This is a genomic window from Pseudomonas sp. Irchel 3A5 (assembly GCF_900187575.1).
In the GTDB taxonomy this organism is placed as follows: Bacteria; Pseudomonadota; Gammaproteobacteria; order Pseudomonadales; family Pseudomonadaceae; genus Aquipseudomonas; species Aquipseudomonas folii.
Map to the genome: position 1 here is coordinate 299,482 of NZ_FYDU01000003.1, position 22,367 is coordinate 321,848.

23 protein-coding genes are annotated in these 22,367 nt (G+C 57.6%); 11 read left to right on the plus strand and 12 right to left on the minus strand.

Annotated features, from left to right (window positions below; translation table 11 throughout):
• The first annotated feature begins 219 nt into the window (after positions 1 to 219).
• Positions 220 to 1,119, plus strand: a complete 900-nt coding sequence (locus CKW31_RS06120) for a DMT family transporter (protein WP_095093496.1) — start codon at positions 220 to 222, stop codon at positions 1,117 to 1,119.
• A gap of 190 nt (positions 1,120 to 1,309) precedes the next feature.
• Here the strand turns inward: CKW31_RS06120 and CKW31_RS06125 are convergent, their stop codons facing one another.
• Together CKW31_RS06125 and cysK are read right to left on the minus strand one after the other, a co-directional pair.
• Complete coding sequence (locus tag CKW31_RS06125) at positions 1,310 to 2,248, minus strand: aspartyl/asparaginyl beta-hydroxylase domain-containing protein (protein ID WP_095093497.1); 939 nt, start codon at positions 2,246 to 2,248, stop codon at positions 1,310 to 1,312.
• A 139-nt stretch (positions 2,249 to 2,387) separates the two neighbouring features.
• Positions 2,388 to 3,362 carry a cysteine synthase A gene (gene cysK / locus CKW31_RS06130; RefSeq protein ID WP_095093623.1) on the minus strand — a complete coding sequence of 325 codons (975 nt, stop codon included), beginning with the start codon at positions 3,360 to 3,362 and terminating at the stop codon, positions 2,388 to 2,390.
• 135 nt (positions 3,363 to 3,497) lie between these two features.
• On the opposite strand from cysK, the gene CKW31_RS06135 reads away from it, so the two are divergent.
• From CKW31_RS06135 to CKW31_RS06145, 3 genes are all read left to right on the plus strand, one after another.
• Complete coding sequence (locus tag CKW31_RS06135) at positions 3,498 to 4,565, plus strand: DUF748 domain-containing protein (RefSeq protein WP_095093498.1); 1,068 nt, start codon at positions 3,498 to 3,500, stop codon at positions 4,563 to 4,565.
• Between the two features lie 201 nt (positions 4,566 to 4,766).
• The gene (locus CKW31_RS06140) at positions 4,767 to 5,612 is read left to right on the plus strand and encodes a MoxR family ATPase (protein ID WP_027901874.1); all 846 of its coding nucleotides are present in this window, start codon (positions 4,767 to 4,769) and stop codon (positions 5,610 to 5,612) included.
• A gap of 12 nt (positions 5,613 to 5,624) precedes the next feature.
• Positions 5,625 to 6,803 (plus strand): VWA domain-containing protein, encoded by a 1,179-nt coding sequence (locus CKW31_RS06145; RefSeq protein WP_095093499.1) that lies wholly within the window; start codon positions 5,625 to 5,627, stop codon positions 6,801 to 6,803.
• Positions 6,804 to 6,989: 186 nt separating this feature from the next.
• On the opposite strand, the gene CKW31_RS06150 is transcribed toward CKW31_RS06145, so the two are convergent.
• The 3 genes from CKW31_RS06150 to CKW31_RS06160 all read right to left on the minus strand — a co-directional run bounded on the left by CKW31_RS06150 (position 6,990) and on the right by CKW31_RS06160 (position 9,053).
• Positions 6,990 to 7,514 carry a DUF2937 family protein gene (locus tag CKW31_RS06150; protein WP_095093500.1) on the minus strand — a complete coding sequence of 175 codons (525 nt, stop codon included), beginning with the start codon at positions 7,512 to 7,514 and terminating at the stop codon, positions 6,990 to 6,992.
• A gap of 217 nt (positions 7,515 to 7,731) precedes the next feature.
• The gene (locus CKW31_RS06155) at positions 7,732 to 8,505 is read right to left on the minus strand and encodes a class II glutamine amidotransferase (protein ID WP_095093501.1); all 774 of its coding nucleotides are present in this window, start codon (positions 8,503 to 8,505) and stop codon (positions 7,732 to 7,734) included.
• 59 nt (positions 8,506 to 8,564) lie between these two features.
• Positions 8,565 to 9,053 carry an MFS transporter gene (locus tag CKW31_RS06160; RefSeq protein ID WP_095093624.1) on the minus strand — a complete coding sequence of 163 codons (489 nt, stop codon included), beginning with the start codon at positions 9,051 to 9,053 and terminating at the stop codon, positions 8,565 to 8,567.
• A gap of 142 nt (positions 9,054 to 9,195) precedes the next feature.
• Between CKW31_RS06160 and CKW31_RS06165 the strand changes: the two genes are divergently transcribed.
• Together CKW31_RS06165 and CKW31_RS06170 are read left to right on the plus strand one after the other, a co-directional pair.
• On the plus strand, positions 9,196 to 11,256 hold the full coding sequence (locus tag CKW31_RS06165) for a S9 family peptidase (RefSeq protein ID WP_095093502.1): 2,061 nt from the start codon (positions 9,196 to 9,198) through the stop codon (positions 11,254 to 11,256).
• A 106-nt stretch (positions 11,257 to 11,362) separates the two neighbouring features.
• A complete protein-coding gene (locus tag CKW31_RS06170; RefSeq protein ID WP_095093625.1) occupies positions 11,363 to 11,839 on the plus strand; it encodes a cyclic nucleotide-binding domain-containing protein in 477 nt (158 codons plus the stop codon).
• Positions 11,840 to 12,171: 332 nt separating this feature from the next.
• On the opposite strand, the gene CKW31_RS06175 is transcribed toward CKW31_RS06170, so the two are convergent.
• Positions 12,172 to 12,456 carry a hypothetical protein gene (locus CKW31_RS06175; RefSeq protein ID WP_095093503.1) on the minus strand — a complete coding sequence of 95 codons (285 nt, stop codon included), beginning with the start codon at positions 12,454 to 12,456 and terminating at the stop codon, positions 12,172 to 12,174.
• Positions 12,457 to 12,549: 93 nt separating this feature from the next.
• Here CKW31_RS06175 and CKW31_RS06180 point away from each other — a divergent pair, with 93 nt between their 5' ends.
• From CKW31_RS06180 to CKW31_RS06195, 4 genes are all read left to right on the plus strand, one after another.
• Positions 12,550 to 13,236, plus strand: a complete 687-nt coding sequence (locus CKW31_RS06180; RefSeq protein WP_095093504.1) for a spermidine synthase — start codon at positions 12,550 to 12,552, stop codon at positions 13,234 to 13,236.
• Positions 13,237 to 13,307: 71 nt separating this feature from the next.
• Positions 13,308 to 13,679: a YajD family HNH nuclease gene (locus CKW31_RS06185; protein ID WP_095093505.1), complete on the plus strand. Its 372-nt coding sequence runs from the start codon at positions 13,308 to 13,310 to the stop codon at positions 13,677 to 13,679.
• A gap of 126 nt (positions 13,680 to 13,805) precedes the next feature.
• A complete protein-coding gene (locus CKW31_RS06190; protein ID WP_087265375.1) occupies positions 13,806 to 14,294 on the plus strand; it encodes an RNA methyltransferase in 489 nt (162 codons plus the stop codon).
• A gap of 86 nt (positions 14,295 to 14,380) precedes the next feature.
• On the plus strand, positions 14,381 to 14,755 hold the full coding sequence (locus tag CKW31_RS06195; protein WP_095093506.1) for a DUF2892 domain-containing protein: 375 nt from the start codon (positions 14,381 to 14,383) through the stop codon (positions 14,753 to 14,755).
• Between the two features lie 449 nt (positions 14,756 to 15,204).
• On the opposite strand, the gene CKW31_RS06200 is transcribed toward CKW31_RS06195, so the two are convergent.
• Positions 15,205 to 15,654, minus strand: coding sequence for a YcgN family cysteine cluster protein (locus CKW31_RS06200; protein ID WP_095093507.1), 450 nt, complete (start codon positions 15,652 to 15,654; stop codon positions 15,205 to 15,207).
• 228 nt (positions 15,655 to 15,882) lie between these two features.
• On the opposite strand from CKW31_RS06200, the gene CKW31_RS06205 reads away from it, so the two are divergent.
• Complete coding sequence (locus CKW31_RS06205; RefSeq protein WP_095093508.1) at positions 15,883 to 16,476, plus strand: nitroreductase family protein; 594 nt, start codon at positions 15,883 to 15,885, stop codon at positions 16,474 to 16,476.
• Positions 16,477 to 16,922: 446 nt separating this feature from the next.
• Here CKW31_RS06205 and CKW31_RS06210 read toward each other — a convergent pair whose 3' ends face one another.
• From CKW31_RS06210 to CKW31_RS06230, 5 genes are all read right to left on the minus strand, one after another.
• Positions 16,923 to 17,855: a D-2-hydroxyacid dehydrogenase gene (locus tag CKW31_RS06210; RefSeq protein WP_095093509.1), complete on the minus strand. Its 933-nt coding sequence runs from the start codon at positions 17,853 to 17,855 to the stop codon at positions 16,923 to 16,925.
• A gap of 114 nt (positions 17,856 to 17,969) precedes the next feature.
• Positions 17,970 to 18,263 (minus strand): YcgL domain-containing protein, encoded by a 294-nt coding sequence (locus CKW31_RS06215; RefSeq protein WP_027901859.1) that lies wholly within the window; start codon positions 18,261 to 18,263, stop codon positions 17,970 to 17,972.
• The gene (gene rnd, locus CKW31_RS06220) at positions 18,260 to 19,393 is read right to left on the minus strand and encodes a ribonuclease D (protein WP_095093510.1); all 1,134 of its coding nucleotides are present in this window, start codon (positions 19,391 to 19,393) and stop codon (positions 18,260 to 18,262) included. Before rnd ends, CKW31_RS06215 begins: the two co-directional genes overlap by 4 nt.
• Before the next feature lie 147 nt (positions 19,394 to 19,540).
• Entirely contained in the window at positions 19,541 to 20,176 is a 636-nt protein-coding gene (locus CKW31_RS06225) for a methylated-DNA--[protein]-cysteine S-methyltransferase (RefSeq protein WP_371856695.1), read from the minus strand.
• 329 nt (positions 20,177 to 20,505) lie between these two features.
• A complete protein-coding gene (locus tag CKW31_RS06230; RefSeq protein WP_095093511.1) occupies positions 20,506 to 22,194 on the minus strand; it encodes an NAD-dependent malic enzyme in 1,689 nt (562 codons plus the stop codon).
• Positions 22,195 to 22,367 lie beyond the last annotated feature (173 nt).

The following is a 22,367-nucleotide window of genomic DNA, read 5'->3' on the forward strand; positions in this document are numbered from 1 at the left end:
TGTCGGCAGCTGAGAAGATAAATTAATGACCAGATATCGATAATTCAGGCATTACGCTGAAGTATTAGATAATTAACACTGCATGCAGTTGTATGACGAGTTAGCCGGTTTATTACCATCACGCAATCGAAGCCAAGCAATCCCAATAACGTTACAGACTATTGCAACAGCATCCGTCTCCCGGTAAAACTCCCGCCCTTCTAACAAGAAGGACCTTTCATGAAACCTGCCGATATCGTCAACCTGTTGGTGCTGGCCGCCATCTGGGGCGCGAGCTTTTTGTTCATGCGCATTGTTGCGCCCGTGCTGGGCAGCGTGCCGACTGCCTTCTTCCGTGTATCGATTGCCGCAGCAGGCCTGCTGATCATTTTCCTGATGATGCGCGTGCACCTGGATTTTCGCGGCAAGCTCAAGACCTGCATGCTGCTGGGGGTAATCAACTCGGGGCTGCCAGCGACGCTTTACTCGATTGCGGCACAAACACTGCCTGCCGGTTACTCGTCGATTTTCAATGCCACGACGCCCCTGATGGGCGTGCTGGTCGGCGGGTTGTTCTTCAGCGAGAAGCTCTCGGCCGTGAAGATCTGCGGCGTGTTTCTGGGACTGATCGGTGTCGGCATCCTGACGCGCGCCGGCCCTGTGGCTTTCAATCTGGAACTGTTGATGGGTGCCCTCGCCTGCCTGCTGGCAACCACGTGTTACGCGTTCGCCGGCTTCCTGACCCGCCGCTGGCTGGACCGCCAGGGCGGACTGGACAGTCGTCTTTCAGCACTGGGCAGCATGCTTGGCGCGACGTTGTTGCTATTGCCATTTTTTGGCTATCGCGTGTTCACCGACCTGCCGGCCAGTTGGGGTGGCGTCAGTGTCTGGGTATCGCTGCTGGGGTTGGGGCTGGTATGCACAGCACTCGCCTACATCCTGTATTTCCGCCTGATGAGCAGCATCGGACCACTCAGTTCCATGACGGTCACCTTCATGATCCCGCCGTTCGGCGTGCTGTGGGGGGCTTTGTTTCTGGATGAGCCGCTGTCGATGGCGCATGTCTATGGCGGCGTGCTGATTGCAGCGTCGCTGTGGCTGGTGCTACGGCCTGTGGCGGTGGTGAAAACTGCAAGCTGATGTGCGACGTGGGACCGGCTTTAGCCGGGAAGGCGATATGTCTGGCGCCCCATTTCAGTGACTGTAAGGGCCTCTTCCCGGCTAAAGCCGGTCCCACGTCATCACATAGATTCTGTGGGCGCTTGCCCGCTCCCACAGGAATCTATGCAGTCCCCCTGGGATTTATGTCGCTAGCAATCCTTTGTCACACTCAACCAAACAACCAATACCCCAACAACGTCAGTACCACCACCGCCAGGACTGGGCGCAGTACCCGGTAGGCTTTTGGATGCTTGCGCTTGAATTGCTTGACCTTGCCACTGAAGGTATCGCTGAAACGCTTGCTCCACGCATAGGCCTGGTTGATGCCGCCAACGCGTTCGTCGTCAGTGTTCTGCGGCGCGGTCGCACGGCCCAGAAATGCGCTGACCCAACGATTGAGGCGGGTCATGATGCGGGTACGCAACGGACGCTCAATGTCGCAAAACAGGATCACGCGGGTAACATCAGTCTCGTTCTTGACCCAATGCACATAAGTTTCGTCAAACATCACGTCTTCGCCATCGCGCCAGGCATACACCTGCCCATCGACGTAAATCCGGCAATCGTCGGAGTTAGGCGTCGAAAGCCCCAGGTGATAACGCAGTGAACCGGCAAACGGATCGCGGTGCGGGTTCAGGTGGCTGTCGCCCGGCAACAGGGCGAACATTGCGCCTTTGACGTTGGGAATGGAGTTGACCAGTGCCACGGTCTTCGGGCACAGCGCCTCGGCAGACGGCAACGCTTTGTCGTACCACTTCAGGTAAAAACGCTTCCAGCCCTTCTTGAAGAACGAACCGAAACCGGCATCGTTATTCTTCTCGGCAGCCCGGATGTAACCCTCGTCGAACAGGTGCATGGCCTCTTCGCGAATGGTCTGCCAGTTATTCTTGAGCACATCCAGCTCGGGGAACGCGCTGCGGTCCAGATAAGGCTTGGACGGCACGCGGGAAAACAGGTACATCAGGGCGTTATAAGGAGCGAACAACGCCGAATGATTGACGAACTGACGCAACAAGGGCAAACGTGCCTTGCCACGCAAATGCACATACAGCGTGCTGCCGACAAAAAGCATCAGAATCGACACCTTGGCAGCCAATGAAAACGTCATCTAACTCTCCTTGCTTACCGCTGTATGTCTTGCCGTGGTGATCATGCGTGAAGGCGAACCATCATCTTGGATGGTTCGCCAGCCGGGCATCATAAACCCTCGCCGACCTGACAAGAAGCAGCGGCGTGCAAACGAGGTCTTACTGCTGCAGTTCCTGATCAGTGAACAAGTCGCTGAACAACATGCTCGACAGGTAGCGCTCGCCCGAGTCCGGCAGGATCACGACAATGGTTTTGCCCTGCATTTCCGGGGTTTCCGCCATGCGTACCGCGGCAGCCATGGCTGCACCACAGGAGATACCGCACAGGATGCCCTCTTCCTGCATCAAGCGCAGTGCCATGGCTTTGGCTTCATCGTCACTGACCAGTTCCACCCGGTCGACCAACGACAGATCGAGATTTTTCGGGATGAAACCGGCACCAATCCCCTGGATCTTGTGCGGGCTTGGCTTGATTTCTTCACCCGCCAGCGCCTGAGTAATGATCGGCGAAACCATAGGCTCCACCGCAACAGACAGAATCGGTTTGCCTGCGGTGTTTTTAATGTAGCGGGAAACCCCGGTGATCGTGCCGCCGGTGCCAACACCCGCGACCAGCACATCGACCGCGCCATCCGTGTCGTTCCAGATTTCCGGCCCCGTGGTTTTTTCATGGATCGCCGGGTTGGCCGGGTTCTCGAACTGGGCTGGCATGAAGAATTTTTCAGGATCGCTGGCCAGCAGCTCTTCGGCTTTCTCTATAGCGCCTTTCATGCCTTTGGCTGGTTCGGTCAGAACCAGTTCGGCACCCAATGCCTTGAGGACCTTACGGCGTTCGATGCTCATGGACGCGGGCATAGTCAGCATCAGCTTGTAGCCCCGGGCTGCAGCGACAAATGCGAGGCCGATACCGGTGTTGCCGGAGGTAGGCTCGACGATGGTCATGCCGGGCTTGAGTTTGCCCTTGCTTTCAGCGTCCCAGATCATATTGGCGCCGATCCGGCATTTCACCGAGTAACCCGGATTGCGGCCCTCGATCTTGGCCAGAATCGTGACTCCACGGGGGGCGATACGGTTGATCTGCACCAGTGGGGTGTTGCCGATCGAGTGGGCGTTGTCAGCGTAGATACGGCTCATGGCGGTGTCCTTGTGCACGTTCATCAGATGTCAGAGAGTTGGAAGCCTATGCCTCATGACCGGCATGCGTCCAGTCGCAGCGAACGGATGCGAACGCAAAGAGTCAACAACTCATCGCAACTTGAGACCCTTGCCATGAAACGTCGCTATAGCTGGCCACTCTGGACCCTGGCCGGGATTGTTGTGCTATTGATCGCAGTGCATATCACCCTGCCCTTGCTGGTCCGCAACTACCTCAACGACAAGCTCGCCGACATGGGCGATTACCGCGGCCAGGTCACGGATGTCGATCTGGCCCTGTGGCGCGGCGCTTACAGAATCAACGGGCTGAACATCGTCAAGGTGGACGGCAAGGTGCCGGTCCCGTTCGTCAAAGTACCGGTCATCGATTTGGCCGTGAGCTGGAAACATCTGTGGTACGACCATGCGGTGGTTGCCGAGATGATATTCGCTCAACCAGAGGTCAACTTCGTCGACGGCGGCAACAACAAGCAAGCGTCACAGACGGGTCAGGGCACCGACTGGCAAGAGCAAATCAACAAGCTGCTGCCGATCACGCTCAACGAAGTCCGAATCAATGACGGCAGGATCACCTTCAACAACTTCAGCACGACGCCTAAAGTGAAAATCGAGGCCGACTCGCTCAATGCCAGTCTTTACAACCTGACGAACGTCGAGGACGTAAAAGGCAATCGCGATGCACGCTTCGAAGGCAAGGCGATGCTTGAAGGCCACGCCAAAATGGAAGCCTTCGCGACCTTCGATCCGTTCACCAACTTCGAGGATTTTGACTTGCGCCTGCGAGCCACGGGCATCCAGCTCAAGCGCTTGAACGACTTTGCATCTGCCTACGGCAACTTCGATTTCAACGCCGGGCAAGGCGATCTGGTGATCGAAGCTCAAGCGAACAAAGGCCAGTTGAGTGGTTACATCAAACCCCTGCTGCGCGATGTTGAAGTCTTCAACTGGAAGCAGGACGTCGAAAACCAGAATAAAGGCTTCTTTCGGTCTATCTGGGAAGCCGTGGTGGGCGGCGGCGAAACCGTGCTCAAGAACCAGAGCGAAAACCAGTTTGCTACTCGGGTTGAACTGAGCGGGAGCGTGCACAAGCAGAATGTCAGCGCGTTTCAGGCGTTCCTGCAGATCCTGAGGAATGCGTTTGTGCAGGCGTTCAATACGCGGTATGACAACAGCAAGGGCTAACGCCTGTAGGACCGGCTTTAGCCGGGAGGGCATTTTTTCTGGCGGAGAAAATGTGGCGGATGTTCCGACGCCCTCCCGGCTAAAGCCGGCCCTACGGGAAGCGCACCAACCTCGCCATTCAGTCACTGAATACCCGCCCCACATTCACAGTCGCCAAGGCCTCGCGCTATAGTCCGCGCATTGTTTACCGAGGATTTACCGATGAAGTTTGAAGGCACCCGCGCATACGTCGCCACCGACGATCTCAAGCTGGCGGTCAACGCGGCCATTACCCTGGAGCGTCCGTTACTGGTCAAGGGCGAGCCCGGCACCGGTAAGACCATGCTCGCCGAGCAACTGGCTGAATCCTTTGGTGCGAAGCTGATTACCTGGCACATCAAATCCACCACCAAGGCCCATCAAGGCCTGTATGAATACGATGCGGTCAGCCGCCTGCGGGACTCACAACTGGGCGTGGATAAAGTCCACGACGTGCGTAACTACCTGAAGAAAGGCAAGCTCTGGGAAGCCTTCGAAGCCGAAGAGCGGGTCATTCTGCTGATCGACGAAATCGACAAGGCCGACATCGAATTCCCCAACGATCTGCTGCAAGAACTCGACAAGATGGAGTTCTACGTTTACGAGACCGACGAGACTATCAAAGCCAAAGTCCGGCCGATCATTATCATTACCTCCAACAACGAAAAAGAGCTGCCGGACGCTTTCCTGCGCCGCTGCTTCTTCCACTACATCGCCTTCCCGGACCGCGCCACGCTGCAGAAGATCGTCGACGTGCACTACCCGGATATCAAGAAGGATCTGGTCAGCGAGGCGCTGGACGTGTTCTTCGACGTGCGCAAAGTGCCAGGCCTGAAGAAAAAGCCTTCGACCTCCGAACTGGTGGACTGGCTGAAACTGCTCATGGCCGACAACATCGGTGAGGCGGTACTGCGCGAGCGCGATCCGACCAAGGCCATTCCGCCACTGGCCGGGGCGCTGGTCAAAAATGAACAGGACGTGCAACTGCTTGAGCGTCTGGCGTTCATGAGCCGTCGCGGCAACCGCTGATCCGGAGAGACCATGCTCCTCAATCTGTTCAATGAAATGCGCGCCGCCAAGGTCCCGGTCTCGGTGCGCGAGCTGCTGGACCTGATCAATGCCCTGAAACAGCGGGTCACCTTCGCCGATATGGACGAGTTTTATTTCCTCGCCCGAACGATTCTGGTCAAGGACGAGCGGCATTTCGACAAGTTTGATCGGGCGTTCAGCGCCTATTTCAATGGTCTGGAAAAACTCGACGATCATCTCAAGGCGCTGATCCCCGAGGACTGGCTGCGCAAGGAGTTCGAGCGCTCGCTGACAGATGAAGAGCGCGCGCAGATTCAATCCCTGGGTGGCCTCGACAAGCTCATCGAAGAATTCAAGAAGCGCCTGGAAAAGCAAAAGGAACGTCATGCCGGTGGCAACAAATGGATCGGTACCGGTGGCACCAGCCCCTTCGGCTCAGGCGGCTATAACCCGGAAGGCATCAGGGTTGGCGACGCTGGCGAGCGCAAAGGCAAAGCGGTCAAGGTGTGGGATCAGCGGGAATACAAAAACCTCGATGATCAAGTGGAACTGGGCACGCGCAACATCAAGATCGCCCTGCGCCGCCTGCGAAAATTCGCCCGACAGGGCGCGGCGGAAGAACTGGACATCGACGGCACCATTGACCACACCGCTCGCGACGCAGGTCTGCTGAATATCCAGATGCGTCCGGAACGACGCAACACTATCAAGCTGTTGCTGCTGTTCGACATCGGCGGCTCGATGGATGCCCACGTCAAAGTCTGCGAGGAGCTGTTCTCGGCGTGCAAAACCGAGTTCAAGCATCTGGAGTATTTCTACTTCCACAACTTCATCTATGAATCGGTGTGGAAGAACAACATGCGCCGCGGCTCGGAACGCTTTTCGACCCAGGATTTACTGCATAAATACGGTGCGGACTACAAAGTGATCTTCATCGGCGATGCGGCTATGGCGCCCTATGAAATCACCCAGGCGGGCGGCAGTGTCGAGCACTGGAACGAAGAGCCGGGCTATTTGTGGATGCAGCGCTTTACGGCCAAGTTCAAGAAGCTCATCTGGATCAACCCCTACCCTAAAGACGCCTGGGCCTACACCACATCAACCAATATCGTGCGGGACTTGATCGAGGATCAGATGTATCCGCTGACGCTGCGGGGGCTGGAAGAAGGGATGAGGTTTTTGTCGAAGTAGCACTCTCATCAAACAGCGCGGAGCTATCTGAATCTACGCAGAACCTGTTGGAGCGAGGCTTGCCCGCGAAAGACAATAATGCGGTGCGTCTGACTTACCGCATCGACTGCTTCGCGGGCAAGCCTCGCTCCTACAGGTCCAATGTTTGCCGCGATATAGCGCGGTGTAGAGATACCGGGGCTAAAATCAGCGCCAATCCCGCTCCGGCCGATGCTTGCGACGGCCGCCGTTGACGACCCAATTGATCATCAGGAAGAAGCTCTCGATCAGGAACGCCAACAACAGCGCGCTGACGATGCCCCAGGCAATGACGTCTGGTGCCAGCAACACCTGCCAGGTGTAACCGTTCCAGGTCTCTCTGCGGATATCGGCATCGGAAGCTACAGCGACATGAATCGCTCGGGCATACCAAGGGCCTTGCATGGCCAGCCATTCACGTTCCAGGACCTGAGTGCGGGTCAAGAGCGTATTGATGGTATCGGCGTCGCTGCGGAACACCGGGTCTTCACTGTCGCGGTAGTGCTGAATCAACGCCTGCACATCGCCTTTGAAGAACTGCTGCGCGGTCGCATTGTAGCCTCGCACACTCTGCTGAGCCTCAAGCAGATGCGCCTCGACCCGCTTGCCGTAATCACTGATAAAACCCGGTATCTGAACCCCGAACAACAGGCCCGCCGTGAACAAGACCAATCGCAGATAACTTCGCAGCATTTAGATCCCTCTCAAACCAGGCACATCTATTGGATTTGGACTGCATCCCTACTGTGGGAGATTCTATGTTTGCCTGCAAGCTGGCGCCTGGGCCCTCGACCTCGTAGGACCGGCTTTAGCCGGGAGGGCGGTATTTCAGGCAACGGAGATTTGGTGAATGTTCCGACGTCCTCCCGGCTAAAGCCAGTCCTACAAAATTGCGTACCGCTCCCAAAAATCAGGTATTGCCGCTCGCCACACACTCACCCCGCCGCCACAACGCCCACTGACCCGGCTCGTAGCGGTTCCAGTTTTCGTTCTCGGTCAACGGCTCGGTAGCAATCACCGTCACGACATCATTGGGTGTGGTTTCGGCCTGAAAATCGACGATCACGTCGACATCCTTCAGACGTGCCGGACCAAACGGAGCGCGACGTGTGATATGGGCCAGTTTGGTACTGCAAAAGCAAAACAGCCAGTCGCCATCACTGAGCAAGCAGTTAAACACACCCTTGCTGCGATAGTGACTGCACGCCTCGACCAGTGATGGCAGCAGTTCTTCGACTTCTACCGGCTCAGGGAAGGCTTCGCGCACGCGGTTGAGCAAATCACAGAACGCCGCCTCGCTGTCGGTGTCGCCCACCGGCCGATAAAACGTAGCAAGGGGATCGAAACCTGCCAATTGGCCGTTATGGGCGAAACACCAGTTACGGCCCCAGAGCTCGCGCACAAAGGGATGGGTATTGGACAGGCATACGCGACCGACATTGGCCTGACGGATATGGCCAATCACCACTTCGCTTTTGATGGGATAACGCTGCACCAGTTGGGCAATTTCCGATTCGCTGCTGGCGGCGGGGTCCTGAAACAAGCGTAAGCCACGACCTTCGTAAAAGCCGATCCCCCAGCCGTCACGATGCGGGCCGGTACGCCCGCCGCGCTGTATCAGGCCGGTAAAGCTGAAAACGATGTCAGTCGGGACATTGGCGCTCATGCCCAGTAGTTCACACATGCTCAGGTTCTCGATTGCAAACGTTCAGCAGCATGGCGACACAAGCGCCGGAGGACGATTCAAAGGCGCGGTTCGACCCGCGAACGGCTGCTGGTATTGACGTTGGGCGCCACCGGTTTACGCGCAAGGCGGTCAGTGTCGGAAAAAGGCTCATCCTCGTCTTCGACATCCGTTGCGGTTTCAGGCTGGACAGGTTTTTCCGGGTGGCGAGCTTTCCAGCTTTTTTCCAGAGGCCAGCGAATCAACGCGAACAGCACGTAAACCACCAGGGCAATCATGCCGTACATGGCCAGATCAGACAGCGCGTTCCAGACGTTACTGCCCACCTTGAACAACAGGTCCAGGGCCGTAATGGCAACGGCGGGCGCGTAAATTTCCTTGGTGGCGTCGATCATTGTCGGGGTAAACAGCAACACCGCAACGATCACCACCAGGGGCTCGCGCAGGTAACGCCACATCCAGCGAGTCGCCAGAAACCAAACCAGCAGACAGCCCAACGCAGCAAATGCGTAGAGCCCCCAGGCGATCGTATAGTCGTTCTCGGTCATGACATCCGTGGTAAGGCAGGTAAAGAGGCGCTTATGATAACGGCTTTTCGCCAACCCGGCTTGTCCGGCTTGAGTATTAGTCCGGCGCAGCGGCTTTTCATTTTTTCCGCTTGCGCCAGGCGCCTCCACGAGAGAGCCCTGCATGACCCTATCGAATTCACCATCCACTGCCCCCCTTGCCCGCAAAGCCGAGGGTGCAGATCCCTACGCCTGGCTGCAAAACCGCGACACGGACGAAGTGCTCGACTACCTCAAGGCGGAAAATGCCTGGCAGCAGACACAACTGGCCGATCAGGAAGCGCTGCGCGAGACGCTGTTTCAGGAGATCAAAGGCCGCATTCTGGAAACCGACCTGTCGCTGCCCTCCCCTTGGGGACCGTATCTGTATTACACCCGCACCACCGAAGGTGACGAATACGCCCGTCATTACCGCTGCCCGCGTCCGGTAGACGGTTCGCTGAGCATCGACGAAAGCCATGAAGAAGTGTTGCTCGACCCCAATGTGCTGGCGGGGGGCGGCTTCTTTTCCCTCGGTGCATTCAGCATCAGCCCTGACCATCGGCGTCTGGCGTACAGTCTGGACACTACCGGCGAAGAGGTTTATCAGCTTTACGTCAAAGAGCTGAGCAATGGTGAAGTCAGCAGTCTGCCGTTTGAGGATTGCGACGGCAGCATGACGTGGGCCAACGACAGTCAGACGCTGTTTTTCGGCGAGCTGGACGACACCCATCGGCCGCACAAGCTGTATCGCCATCGCCTGGGTGATGACGCGGCGGATCTGGTTTTCAACGAGCCGGATGGCCGGTTTTTCCTGCATTGCTATCGCAGCAGCTCGGAAAAGCAGTTGATTCTCGGGCTCGACAGCAAGACCACCAGCGAAGCCTGGGTGCTGGATGCCGATCAACCGCAACACGCATTCGCGTGCATGGCGCCGCGCGTTGAAGGTCATGAATACTCCATCGATCACGGCCAGGTGGACGGCGTGTGGAGCTGGCTGATCCGTAGCAATCAGGACGGCATCAACTTTGCGCTGTATCAGGCTGAGCAAAAAGCCACCGGCGTGCCGACCCGCAATGACTGGAAAGTACTGGTCCCGCACAGCGACACGGTGATGCTTGAGGGTCTGAGCCTCAACGCCAAGGGCCTGACCCTTAGCCTCCGCGAAGGAGGCTTGCCGATCATCGAGGTGCGTCCGCAAGGTCTGCCGACCTATCGCGTGCAGTTGCCGGACGCGGCTTACAGCCTTTACGTGCAGGACACGCTGGAGTTCGACAGCGATAAAATCCGCCTGCGCTACCAGTCTCTGAATCGCCCGGCCCAGGTACGGCAACTGACATTGGCCAGCGGCGAGCAATCGGTCCTCAAGGAAACCCCGGTGCTCGGCCCGTTCGATGCCGACGCCTATGTCAGCCAGCGTTTGTGGGCCACCGCCAAAGACGGTACGCAAGTGCCGATCAGCCTGGTCGTCAAACGTGAGCTGGCAGACCAGCCAACGCCGCTGTATCTGTATGGCTATGGTGCTTACGGCGAAAGCCTTGACCCGTGGTTTTCCCACGCTCGCCTGAGTTTGCTGGATCGCGGCGTGGCCTTTGCTATCGCCCACGTGCGTGGCGGCGGCGAGCTGGGTGAAGCCTGGTATCGGAACGGCAAGCAGGAACACAAGCAGAACACCTTCGACGACTTCATCAGCTGTGCTGAGCACTTGATCGCTGTGAAGCGCACCAGCGCCGAACAGTTGGTGATCAGTGGCGGCAGCGCCGGCGGCCTGCTGATTGGCGCAGTGGTCAACAAACGTCCCGAGTTGTTCAAGGCCGCGATTGCCGAAGTGCCCTTCGTTGATGTGCTCAATACCATGCTTGATCCCGACCTGCCACTGACCGTCACCGAGTACGACGAGTGGGGCAACCCGCAGGAGCCGGAGGTTTATGAGCGAATCAAAGCCTATGCGCCGTATGAAAACGTCAGCGCCCAAAAGTATCCGGCCATGCTAGTGATCGCGGGCTACAACGATAGCCGGGTGCAGTATTGGGAAGCGGCCAAGTGGGTCGCCAAACTGCGGGCGCACAAGACTGACGATAACCTGCTGCTGCTCAAAACCGAACTGGGCGCAGGCCACGGCGGCATGAGCGGTCGCTATCAGGGTTTGCGTGACGTGGCACTCGAATACGGGTTTATCTTCAAGGTATTGCAGATCAACCCATGAACTCGGTTTGAAATCCGTGTCTTAGTAGCTGTGGGGTCGGACCTTGAAACGTCCGACTTTGCTCAAATACATCAACACCGTTGATTGGCCAAAACAAGACCCGACCATGTCAGAACAACCGTCACACCTGAATAACGAAATCCGCGACATGCTCATGGACTGTGGGCTGTTTGACCCACTGCTGCCTGCTGATTTCCAGACCGCTGCGGGCTACTTCAACATGGCATCGATTGCCAAAGGTGAAGCCATCTTCAGTGAAGGCGATCCAGGCTCGTTCATGAGCATCATCCACCTGGGCACGGTCTCGGTGCAGAAGCTCAACCCTGAGGGGCAAACGGTGGAAATTGCCGTGTTGCGTCGCGGCCGGGCATTTGGCGAAATGGCCGTGCTGGATGGCGAGCGTCGCTCGGCCAGTTGCATTGCAGCAACCGATTGTCAGTTGCTGAATCTGGGCCGGGACGCGCTGGAAAAAATGCTCGATGAAGCGCCGCGGGTTGCCGCGAAAATCATCCGGGCGCTGGCCACGTCGCTGTCCAAACGCTTGCGCATGGTTGATGGCCAGCTGTTGGCGCAGCAGGTTTAGTTGTTTGTCTCAAGTAATTCGCAACGTCTGAGCAGAAACTGGCTTAAATGTGGGAGCGGTGCTTGCCCGCGATAAACCATAACGCGGTATGCCTGCAAACTGCGTCTAATGATCCTCGGAATGTCGCCCAGACACAGCACCGCTTCCATAGGATTCACTGATGAGGTGGGACCGGCTTCAGCCGGGAAGAGACCGGCACAGACGTTGAATTTTTATCTGTGAAATACCGCCTTCCCGGCTGAAGCCGGTCCCACGTCGTCAATCAGCTTGCGGGCAAACATAGAACTCCCGCAGGCCCTCGACCCGCTCCATGACATCGATTTCAGGGGAATCTATTTAGGCCGAGCCGGCATCGGCGTCGGGGCATTCTGATCCAGCCCTGGCACTGGCTGCCCCTTGGGTGGCTGCGGCAGTTCGACTTTGGGCAGCAATGTCCCGTTGCCCTGTGTGCCGTTTATGAGTGCAGGCCCAGGCGGAACGACCTGAGGATACGGCGTCGGTGTGGCGGTGCCCGGCGAGCCCGATGCGGGGATAGATGCCGCAGACTGATTATCTGCATACCCGACATTTACCCAGAGCGCAGTCAGGATAATCGCCGGTAGAATAGCGCGCTTCATCAATGGCCTCCTGTGCCAAACGATTGTTGTGCCGTTCAGCCTACTCCTGGCCAACGACATGTGGTCAAAAATCTACCTCCAAATGAGTCCTCAATGAAACGTTTCGTGCTGCTCGACACCACTGCCATTCCCGATAACGGCGGTGCTTTGTGCCTGTTCGAATACGGAGAAGACTTTGTAATCAAGATTCAGGGCGGCGATGGCGGCCAGTTGATGAACACCCGCATGCACGGCTCCGAAGACGCTTTGGCGGAAATACCCTGCAAGAAAGTCGCCTCACGGGTTCAGCCTCGCGTACTGATCGGCGGCCTCGGCATGGGCTTCACTCTGGCCTCGGCACTCAAGCATCTGGGCAAGAATGGCGAAGTCGTGGTGGCCGAGCTGGTACCCGGTGTTGTGGAGTGGAATCGCGGGCCGCTGGGCGAGAAGTCTGGTAATCCGCTGCTAGACCCGCGCGCCAGAGTGATCGTTCAGGACGTCGCTCAGGTATTGAAAAGCGAGCCTCATGGCTTCGATGCGATCATGCTCGACGTGGACAACGGCCCCGAAGGCCTGACGCAGAAGTCCAACAGCTGGCTGTATTCGTCCGGTGGACTGGCAGCCTGTGCGCAGGCTTTACGCCCCAAGGGTATTCTGGCTGTGTGGTCAGCCAGCGCCGATCAGAAGTTTTCCGACAAGCTGCGCAAGGCCGGTTTCAAGGCAGAGGAAGTGCAAGTCTTCGCCCACGGCAACAAGGGCACGCGACACACCATCTGGATCGCCGAAAAACTCAAAGGCTGAACCCGTCGCGACGCGCTAGACTTGGCACATTCATTATTGTTTCAACGACCGAATTCGATACAGGTGATCCCATGAGCACGGCCAACCCACCCTCCCACACCGCCAAGCTGGATCGCATCCTGGCCGACGCCCAGCGCGACCGCGAGATGGGTTATCGCGACAAGGCGCTGCGCATGTATCCGCACGTCTGCGGCCGCTGCGCCCGTGAATTCGCCGGCAAGCGCCTGAGCGAACTGACCGTGCACCACCGCGACCACAACCACGACAACAATCCTCAGGATGGCTCCAACTGGGAATTGCTCTGCCTTTACTGCCACGACAATGAACATTCGCGCTATACCGACCAGCAGTACTTCTCTGAAAGCTCCACCAGCAGTCCGAAAGCCGCCAAGGCGACGCACAACCCGTTTGCGGCGTTGGCGGGGTTGATGAAGAAGGAATAGAAGCAGTTTCGAGCTGCAAGCTTCAAGCTGCAAGTAAGAGCAACCCAATCCGCTTGTAGCTTGTAGCTTACCGCTTGCGGCTTTGCCACCGTATAATCGCCCGCTTTTCCCAGCGAGCACCTCTCCGTGGCAAACAAACGCTATGCCTGCATCGGCCTGTTCAATCCCAAGTCTCCGGAAAACGTAGGCTCCGTGATGCGTGCGGCGGGTTGTTACGGAGTGGCTTCGGTGTTCTACACCGGCAAACGCTATGAGCGCGCCCGGGACTTCGTTACCGACACCAAGAAGATCCATCAGGACATCCCGTTAATCGGCATCGAAGACCTGAAAAGTATTCTGCCGCTGGGCTGCATTCCGGTCGCGGTGGAACTGGTGGACGGCGCTCGCGCCCTGCCGGAATACACTCACCCGGACCGTGCGCTGTACATCTTCGGCCCTGAAGACGGTTCGCTGGACAAAGAAATTCGCGACTGGTGCGAAGACGTCGTCTATATCCCGACTCAGGGCTGCATGAACCTGGCTGCGACCGTCAACGTGGTGCTTTACGACCGCATGGCGAAGGGCGTCAACACTCGTTCGGGTCCGCAATTCGGCCGGGAACAGGCTGATTCGTAAACAGCTGAGTGAAATGGATTGAACAGTTTCGGAAGGCAACAGTCAGTTCTTACTGAACCGAAATCATCCCATCATGGAGCAAGATCATGAGCGATACCCCGATTGTAGAACGCATTGACGACGCCATCGAAGGCAAACCAGAACAGAACGTTCAAGGCTGGGAGCGTGTGGGCTCGCTGGCAGGCGGCGTATTGATGATGGGCAAAGGCCTGCGTCGGGGCGGTTTCTTCGGCCTGATCCAGCTGGCTATCGGCGGCGCCGTGCTGGCCCGCGGTATCACCGGGCATTGCTCGGCCAAGAGCATGATCGAGAAGAGCCGCAACGATCTGGACATCGCCAAATCGCGCATCAAACGTGCCGGTGACGAGCTGAGCCTGCTGAAGACCAAAGCTGAAGTGGCGACTGAAGACGCGCTGACTGAAGGCCTGGAAGCGCTGACCAAGCCGAAGAACGGCTTGTAAGCACTCCCGGCATCGGTAGGAGCGAACTTGTTCGCGAGAGGTGCTGACTGACACACCGCCTCGCCAACAAGTTGCCTCCTACCCGGTCCGGCGACAAACCTGAAAATGACGTGTGAAGCTCTCACCGCACCGGTAGGAGCGAACTTGTTCGCGAGAGGTGCTGACTGATACACCGCCTCGCCAACAAGTTGCCTCCTACCCGGTCCGGCGACAAATCTGAAAATAACGCATGAAGCTTTCACCGCGCCGGTAGGAGCGAACTTGTTCGCGAGAGGTGCTGACTGACACAACGCCTCGCCAACAAGTTGCCTCCTACCCTGTCCGGCTACAAATCTGAAAATAAAGCGTGAAGCGTTCACCGCACCGGTAGGAGCGAACTTGTTCGCAAGAGGTGCTGACTGTCACACCGCCTCGCCAACAAGTTGCCTCCTACCGATACGCGCAATGATTCACCCCGCCCGAAATATCAGGTAATCCTCCCAATCATCCTCAGGCACGCTGTTCTCGCTGACCATGCGACCAGACTGAGAGATGCGTTCTTTATGTACCCTCTCCCGATCACCGCACACCAGATGATGCCAAAGCGGCAAGTCCTTGCCTTCGCTGACCAAACGATAACCACAGGTCGGCGGCAGCCATTTGAATTCGTCAGCCTGCCCCGGCGTGAGCTGGATACAGTCAGGAACCGATGCACGGCGATTCGGGTAATCGGTGCATTGGCAGGTTTTCAGGTCGAGTAGCTTGCAGGCAATACGCGTGTAATAAACGCTGTTGTCGTCTTCATCCTCAAGCTTCTGCAGACAGCACAGGCCACAGCCGTCACACAGCGACTCCCACTCAGCAGTGTCCAGTTGGGCGAGGGTCTTGCGGATCCAGAAGGGTTCGACTTTAGCGGCCATGGGTTCGGGCTATCAACATCAGGTAGGAAAAAGGCGGCCAGTCTAGTGCGACAGGGGCTACGGGCCAAGTGTGATCGACTGCCGGTACTCAAGACTTGTCATCGGACGGACGGCGCAGTAGCTTTAGTGCGCGGCTTTTATACAACATCCGCTATACGACACCCGCGATGCCTGCCGTCCACGGCCCACCGCTTGAGCGTTCCTCCATCCTTGCCTTTCAGGATTCTCATGAGCACAAACCCTCGCGTCGCCGATTTCCCTATCGATCCACAATTCACCGAGCGCTGGTCGCCTCGCGCGTTCAGTGGCGAAAGCATTCCTCAGGAAACCCTGCTGAGCTTTTTCGAAGCTGCACGCTGGGCGCCTTCGGCTTATAACTCGCAGCCTTGGCGTTTCCTGTATGCACGCCGGGACACGCCGAACTGGGAGCGTTACCTGAGCCTTTTGGTCGAGTTCAACCGTAACTGGGCCCAACATGCCGCGGCACTGGTGATCGTGATCTCCAAGACCACCTTCACTGCACCCGGCGCCACGGAAGAAAGCCCGGCGCTTTGGCACACCTTCGATACCGGTTCCGCCTGGGGCTACCTGGCTCTGCAAGCAAGCCTGAGCGGCTGGCACACACACGGCATGGCCGGTTTCGATCAGGAACTGACCCGCAAAGAACTGAATATTCCGGAAGGCTACGCGGTGCACGCAGCAGTGGCGATCGGCAAGCTGGGCGACAAATCGATCTTGCCGGAATACCTGCAAGGCCGGGAAGTGCCAAGCCCACGCCAGACCGTGGCGCAGTTGGCAGCTGAAGGTGATTTCAGCCTGTAAACACCAGTCCGGTAGGAGCGAACTTGTTCGCGAGAGGCGGTAACTGACACACGTCCTCGCCAACAAGTTGGCTCCTACCCGGCCCGGCGAAAACCTGAAAGTGACGCGTGAAACTTTCACCGCATCGGTAGGAGCGAACTTGTTCGCGAGAGGCGGTAACTGACACAACGCCTCGCCAACAAGTTGGCTCCTACCCGGCCCGGCGAAAACCTGAAAATGACGCGCGAGCTTTCACCGCATCGGTAGGAGCGAACTTGTTCGCGAGAGGCGGTAACTGACACACCTCCTCGCCAACAAGTTGCCTCCTACCCGGCCCGGCGAAAACCTGAAAGTGACGCGTGAAGCTTTCAGCGCACCGGTAGGAGCGAACTTGTTCGCGAGAATTTTCCCTGATACGCCTCGCCAGCAGGTTGGCTCCTACCCCAGATGCAACGATAGACCCAGACTCAATACCCCCGCGAAAAATCCACTTCCCCGCGCAGTTGCTCACCCGTCTCATAGGCCTTGAGGTTCTCAAGAAACAGCCCGACCATTGCCACTGGCGACGTTGGCGCCGAGCTATGACCGGTCAGCAGCAGCCCCCAGGCGGTCCAGAAGGGGTGACGCTGCGGCAGCGGTTCCTGACGGCAAACGTCAATCACTGCGCCCGCCAGATGCCCTTCCTTGAGGGCCTCCACCAGATCAGCATCCACCACCGAAGTACCGCGCCCGACGTTCATGAACAACCCCGTAGGCTTGAATTTGGCGAACAGCTTCGCATCGTAAAGATCATGGGTTTGCGGCGTGTTAGGCAGCAGGTTAATAACGTAATCCACCTCCCCTACCAGCCGATCCAGATCCTCCATCGCGCCGACTTCAACGAAAGGTGTCTGGGTGCGGGCGCTGGACGCGATGCCATAGACCTGCACGCCAAACGGCACCAGAAACTGCGCCACGCTCACGCCAATGTCACCTGCGCCGACGATCAAGGCCTTGCGGCCTGCAAGACTCTGGCCGCTGCGGTTGTCCCACTTGCGTTCGACCTGGCTGACCAGACGCGCCAGCACTTCACGTTCGTGACCCAGCATGTAAGTCAGGACAAACTCGGCCATCACCTGGCCGAATATGCCAACCGCACGGGTCAAGCGGTAATCTCGGGTAAGACCTTCGGCCAGCAGCGGGGTAATGCCTGCCCAGGTCGATTGCATCCATGCGGGTTTGTGTCCCTGACGCAGCAGGTTGGCCAACAGGTCCGGCTGGCCGAGCCACACCGGACAATCAGTGGCAAACCTGGACAACTCGGCAGAGTCGCCCGTGCTGAGGATTTCCAGTTCCGGCGCAGCCTTGCGCAGCAGTTGGGTGTAGACAGGGTAATCGTGTTCGGCGATCAGAACGCGCATGGCTTCAAAACCTTAAAAACAATACAGGCGACCAATGACCGGCAATGCGCCCTGACTTGGCGCTCTCACCAGTATCAATCTTTATAACTTCGGCTAACGGGTGTTGGCTTTGGCTCAGACCGGATCATTGCGACGCAATAGCTCTTCGGGCAAGTGTTCGATGTACTCGTCCTCCGCTGGCGGCATCTGCAAGTGATAACCCTGGGTGTCGAGATTCTCCAATACCTTATTGATGTCTTCGCGAGACAGCGCACGCTCTGGACTCAATACCAGATCGAACGCATGAAACGGTTTGCCGAACGCAACCATCAACTCGGGCGGTACGCGTTTGAGCTCATCGCTCTTGAGCACGTACAGGTACATCTCATTTCTTTTGGTACTACGGTAAATCGAGCAAATACGCTTCACTGCTGTTCTCCTGCGTTGGCCAGGCTGTCGAGCAGCGCCTGGCCCATCAATTCGCGACGCCAGCCACGCAGCGAATCGGGCAATTGATAGGGACCGTTCGGGAAGCCGCTTTTAAGCAGGGCTTCCAGGGTCTTTTTGCGCAACATCAGCTCTGGCGCCATGTCCAGTTGTTCGGCATAGCCCTGGCCCACCGCACGGAGCGTCTTGATCACGGCCGCGGCTTCGATCGGCAAAGGCTCAGGTAGCGCCGGCGGCCACTGATCAGGCGGCAAGCTGCTGGCCGTCTTGATCAGGTTGAGCAGATACTCGCCATCCTGACGCACGGTCTTGGGGTGCATGTCGTCAATCTTTGCCAGCGCAGCCAGGCTGTCCGGCTGAGTCCTGGCCAACGGCCACAGCGAATGCTCACGCACGATGCGGTTACGCGGCACATTACGGGCACGGGCCTCACGCTCACGCCAGGCACACAGCTCACGCAAGACTGCCAACTGAGCGCGGGACAGTTTCCAGGCCAGCTTGGCCTCGCGATAAACCTCGTTCGGGTCGACATCGCGACGCAGATTGGCGACCAGTTCGGCACCATCATCCAGCAGCCACGTGTATTTTTCGTCAGACAGGCGCGGACGCAGAAGGCTGTAAAGCTCGGCCAGATGCACCGCGTCTTCCGCTGCGTAGCTGATCTGTGTTTCGGACAACGGACGTTGCAGCCAGTCCGAACGGGTCTCGCCTTTAGGCAGGTCAATGTTCAGGACGTCCTGAACCAGACGCGAGTAGCCCATGGAGAAACCCAGGTTCAGGTAAGCAGCCGCCAGTTGCGTATCGAACAGCGGCGCTGGCAGGCTGCCGGTCAGACGCAGCAAAACCTCCAGGTCTTCGCTGCAGGCATGCACCACTTTGATGACGTCAGGGTTTTCCAGCAGTGCCGCCAACGGGCGCCAGTCATTGATCAGCAGCGGGTCAATGAGCCACGCGCTGGTACCGTCGCCAATCTGCAGCAAAGCCGCGATGGGGTAAAAAGTGTCGACCCGCATGAACTCGGTGTCGAGGGCTACAAAGGGCAATGACTGCCACTGTGCGCAATGCAGGGCGAGGCTGTCGTCGTCGCGAATCCAGTGAATATCGATGGCCACACGGCTCTCCCTTGAAGAATGGCGCGCAGTATATATCGCCCTCGGCAATTACCGCGCATCTGTCCTGCAAGTGTTAAACATCTTCATCTTGGATTTGTAGCTAATACAGGCAAAAAGTGACCGTTCATCGGGCCAGCGCTGCGACTTTCAGAACGCTAAGTGGCCTTGCTCGTCGATGGGCAGTTTTACGCGCTCCAGACGCAACAGGAATTCCTTGCGATGCTTGCCACCGCCGTAACCGGTCAGCGAGCCGTCGGCGCCGATGACTCTATGACACGGCAGAACGATGGACATGCGATTGCTGCCATTAGCCAGCCCGACCGCACGGCTGCCGCCTGGCTTGCCCAGCAACAGCGCGATTTCGCCATACGTGCAAGTAGTCCCGTAAGGCACCTGACGTAACGCTTCCCACACCTGGTTCTGAAAAATACTACCGGGCGTATGGAGCTGGACTTCAAAGCGGGTCAACGTGCCTTCGAAGTAGCGTTTCAGCTCATCTTCAATCTGCAGCAGATGCGGATGGTCACCCGCCCCGATCAGATAGCCGAAGCGACTGCGCAGTTCTTCGACTTCACGCATCAGGATCGGCCGATCCAGGAATTCGAGCATTACCAGCCCGCGCTTTTCCGCCATGGCCAGCATGGGGCCTATGGGTGTATCCAGCGGCTTGAAATACAGGGGCTCGCCGGTGCAGGGTTTCGCAGGTTTGGTTTGCAGCAGGGTTTTCAGGGCGGCGTTGAAGGCGCTGATGAGCTCAGCTCCTGCCTTGTCGAATCCTTCCAACGGATGCTCCTGTATTTTATATAGGTACTGATAATCGCGCGGAGCCCATGACTCAGCGCTTTCTAACGGCAAACACCGAACCTGTGGGAGATTCCATGTTCGCCCACGGCATCAGTGATTCCTGTGTGAGCTGGGCTTGCCCGCCATTAACGATAACGCGGTCATTCTGACTAACCGCAGCGCGCTTATCGTCGGAATGCCGCCCAGACCAAGCCCAGCTCCCACAGAGATTGCATTTCAGATCGTTAACTCTGTTTCATTTTAAACCCATAAAAAAAGCCGCGACAGGCTTGCCTGTCGCGGCTATAGCTCAATTCGTCAGCCCGCGATCAAACCGCGCTGCGACGGTACGCCCGGTATTTCGGCTGCCAGAAGTTACGCTGGATTGCCTCAACCAGAAACTCTTCAGTGGTTTCCAGCGCCACACCGTCAGCCTGAGCCTGCTTGGCCACGGCCAGAGCAATCTTCTTGCTGACGTCCTGAATCTCCTTCAGCGGCGGCAATACCGCGTCGCCTTTGCCCGTCACCATCGGCGAGCACTCGGCCAGCGCGTTGGAAGCAGCCATCAGCATCTTGTCGGAAATCCGCGTGGCTTTGGCCGCGATCACGCCCAGACCAATGCCCGGGAAGATGTAGGAGTTGTTGCACTGTGCAATGTGGAACGTGCGATCGCCCACAGTCACGGGCGCAAATGGACTACCGGTTGCCACCAGCGCATCACCGTTGGTCCAGGTCAGAACCTCTTGCGGGGTGACCTCAACTTTCGACGTTGGATTGGACAGCGGCATAACCAGCGGCTTGGCGCAGTGTTTGTGCATTTCGCGAATGATCTGCTCGGTGAACAAGCCGCGCTGACCGGACACGCCAATCAATACAGTCGGCTTGCCATTGGTCACTACATCCAGTAGTTCCGGATAACCTGTACCGCTCGACCAGCCCGCCACGTCCCCCGCTTTCTGGGCCAGGTTCTTCTGGAAGTCCAGCAGGTTGTCCATGCTATCGGTCAGCAGGCCGAAGCGGTCAACCATCATCACTCGCTTGCGCGCTTCTGCTTCCGTCAGGCCTTCAATCACCATCGCGGCGATGATGTGCTCGGCAATCCCGCAACCGGCCGAACCTGCGCCGAGGAATACAACGCGCTGCTGACCGAGGGTTTCGTTCTTGGCTTTACAGGCCGCGAGCAAAGTCCCCACCGCAACCGATGCGGTGCCCTGAATGTCGTCGTTGAAGCAGCACAGCTCGTCGCGGTACTTGTCCAGCAACGGCATGGCGTTGGTCTGAGCGAAGTCTTCGAACTGCAGTAATACGTCCGGCCAGCGACGCTGAACGGCTTCGATGAACAGCGCTATGAAGTCTTCGTACTCCTTGCCGGTCACCCGCTTGTTGCGCCAGCCCATGTACATCGGGTCGTCGAGCAACTCCTGATTGTTGGTGCCGACGTCCAGCACGATGGGCAGGGTGTAAGCCGGGCTGACCCCGCCGCACGCGGTGTACAGCGACAGCTTGCCAATTGGAATGCCCATGCCACCAATGCCCTGGTCACCCAGACCGAGAATTCGCTCGCTGTCAGTCACGACGATGATCTTGATCCGATCCTTGGTGGCGCTGCGCAGGATGTCATCGATGCGGTCGCGATCCGGATAGGAAATGAACAAACCACGGTGCGTGCGGTAGATCTTGGAGAATTCCTGACACGCCTGCCCTACCGTCGGCGTGTAGATGATCGGCAGCATTTCATCGAGGTGGGAATCAAGCAGGCGGAAGAACAACGTTTCGTTGTTGTCCTGGATCGAACGCAGATAAATATGCTTGTCCAGATCGCTCGCGCACTGCTGATACTGGCTGTACACCCGCGTGACTTGCTCTTCGATGGTTTCTACGTTCTGCGGCAGCAGCCCGATCAGATTGAATTCGACCCGCTCTTGCGGGGTAAAAGCACTGCCCTTATTCAGCAGCGGCATTTCCAGCAGCGAAGGGCCGGCATAGGAAATATATAAAGGTCGCGAAGTCTTGGTCATTTTCAGTGATCGCCTTTTCTTGTCTACTCGTATTCAGTCCGTACAACCGAGACTGGCAACCCGGAATCTCCAAAAGAGCGCATCAGGGCCAGCCTCGAAAAAATCGGGGTCGTGAAATCAAGGTGCGTATCTTACTCGCGCAAAACCGTGTTGCGACAATTTGCCGCTACTAC

Coding starts and splice junctions, on each gene's coding strand:
- CKW31_RS06120 (WP_095093496.1), top strand. CDS start 220: ATGAAACCTGCCGATATCGTCAACCTGTTGGTGCTGGCCGCCATCTGG.
- CKW31_RS06125 (WP_095093497.1), bottom strand. CDS start 2,248: ATGACGTTTTCATTGGCTGCCAAGGTGTCGATTCTGATGCTTTTTGTC.
- cysK (WP_095093623.1), bottom strand. CDS start 3,362: ATGAGCCGTATCTACGCTGACAACGCCCACTCGATCGGCAACACCCCA.
- CKW31_RS06135 (WP_095093498.1), top strand. CDS start 3,498: ATGAAACGTCGCTATAGCTGGCCACTCTGGACCCTGGCCGGGATTGTT.
- CKW31_RS06140 (WP_027901874.1), top strand. CDS start 4,767: ATGAAGTTTGAAGGCACCCGCGCATACGTCGCCACCGACGATCTCAAG.
- CKW31_RS06145 (WP_095093499.1), top strand. CDS start 5,625: ATGCTCCTCAATCTGTTCAATGAAATGCGCGCCGCCAAGGTCCCGGTC.
- CKW31_RS06150 (WP_095093500.1), bottom strand. CDS start 7,514: ATGCTGCGAAGTTATCTGCGATTGGTCTTGTTCACGGCGGGCCTGTTG.
- CKW31_RS06155 (WP_095093501.1), bottom strand. CDS start 8,505: ATGTGTGAACTACTGGGCATGAGCGCCAATGTCCCGACTGACATCGTT.
- CKW31_RS06160 (WP_095093624.1), bottom strand. CDS start 9,053: ATGACCGAGAACGACTATACGATCGCCTGGGGGCTCTACGCATTTGCT.
- CKW31_RS06165 (WP_095093502.1), top strand. CDS start 9,196: ATGACCCTATCGAATTCACCATCCACTGCCCCCCTTGCCCGCAAAGCC.
- CKW31_RS06170 (WP_095093625.1), top strand. CDS start 11,363: ATGTCAGAACAACCGTCACACCTGAATAACGAAATCCGCGACATGCTC.
- CKW31_RS06175 (WP_095093503.1), bottom strand. CDS start 12,456: ATGAAGCGCGCTATTCTACCGGCGATTATCCTGACTGCGCTCTGGGTA.
- CKW31_RS06180 (WP_095093504.1), top strand. CDS start 12,550: ATGAAACGTTTCGTGCTGCTCGACACCACTGCCATTCCCGATAACGGC.
- CKW31_RS06185 (WP_095093505.1), top strand. CDS start 13,308: ATGAGCACGGCCAACCCACCCTCCCACACCGCCAAGCTGGATCGCATC.
- CKW31_RS06195 (WP_095093506.1), top strand. CDS start 14,381: ATGAGCGATACCCCGATTGTAGAACGCATTGACGACGCCATCGAAGGC.
- CKW31_RS06200 (WP_095093507.1), bottom strand. CDS start 15,654: ATGGCCGCTAAAGTCGAACCCTTCTGGATCCGCAAGACCCTCGCCCAA.
- CKW31_RS06205 (WP_095093508.1), top strand. CDS start 15,883: ATGAGCACAAACCCTCGCGTCGCCGATTTCCCTATCGATCCACAATTC.
- CKW31_RS06210 (WP_095093509.1), bottom strand. CDS start 17,855: ATGCGCGTTCTGATCGCCGAACACGATTACCCTGTCTACACCCAACTG.
- CKW31_RS06230 (WP_095093511.1), bottom strand. CDS start 22,194: ATGACCAAGACTTCGCGACCTTTATATATTTCCTATGCCGGCCCTTCG.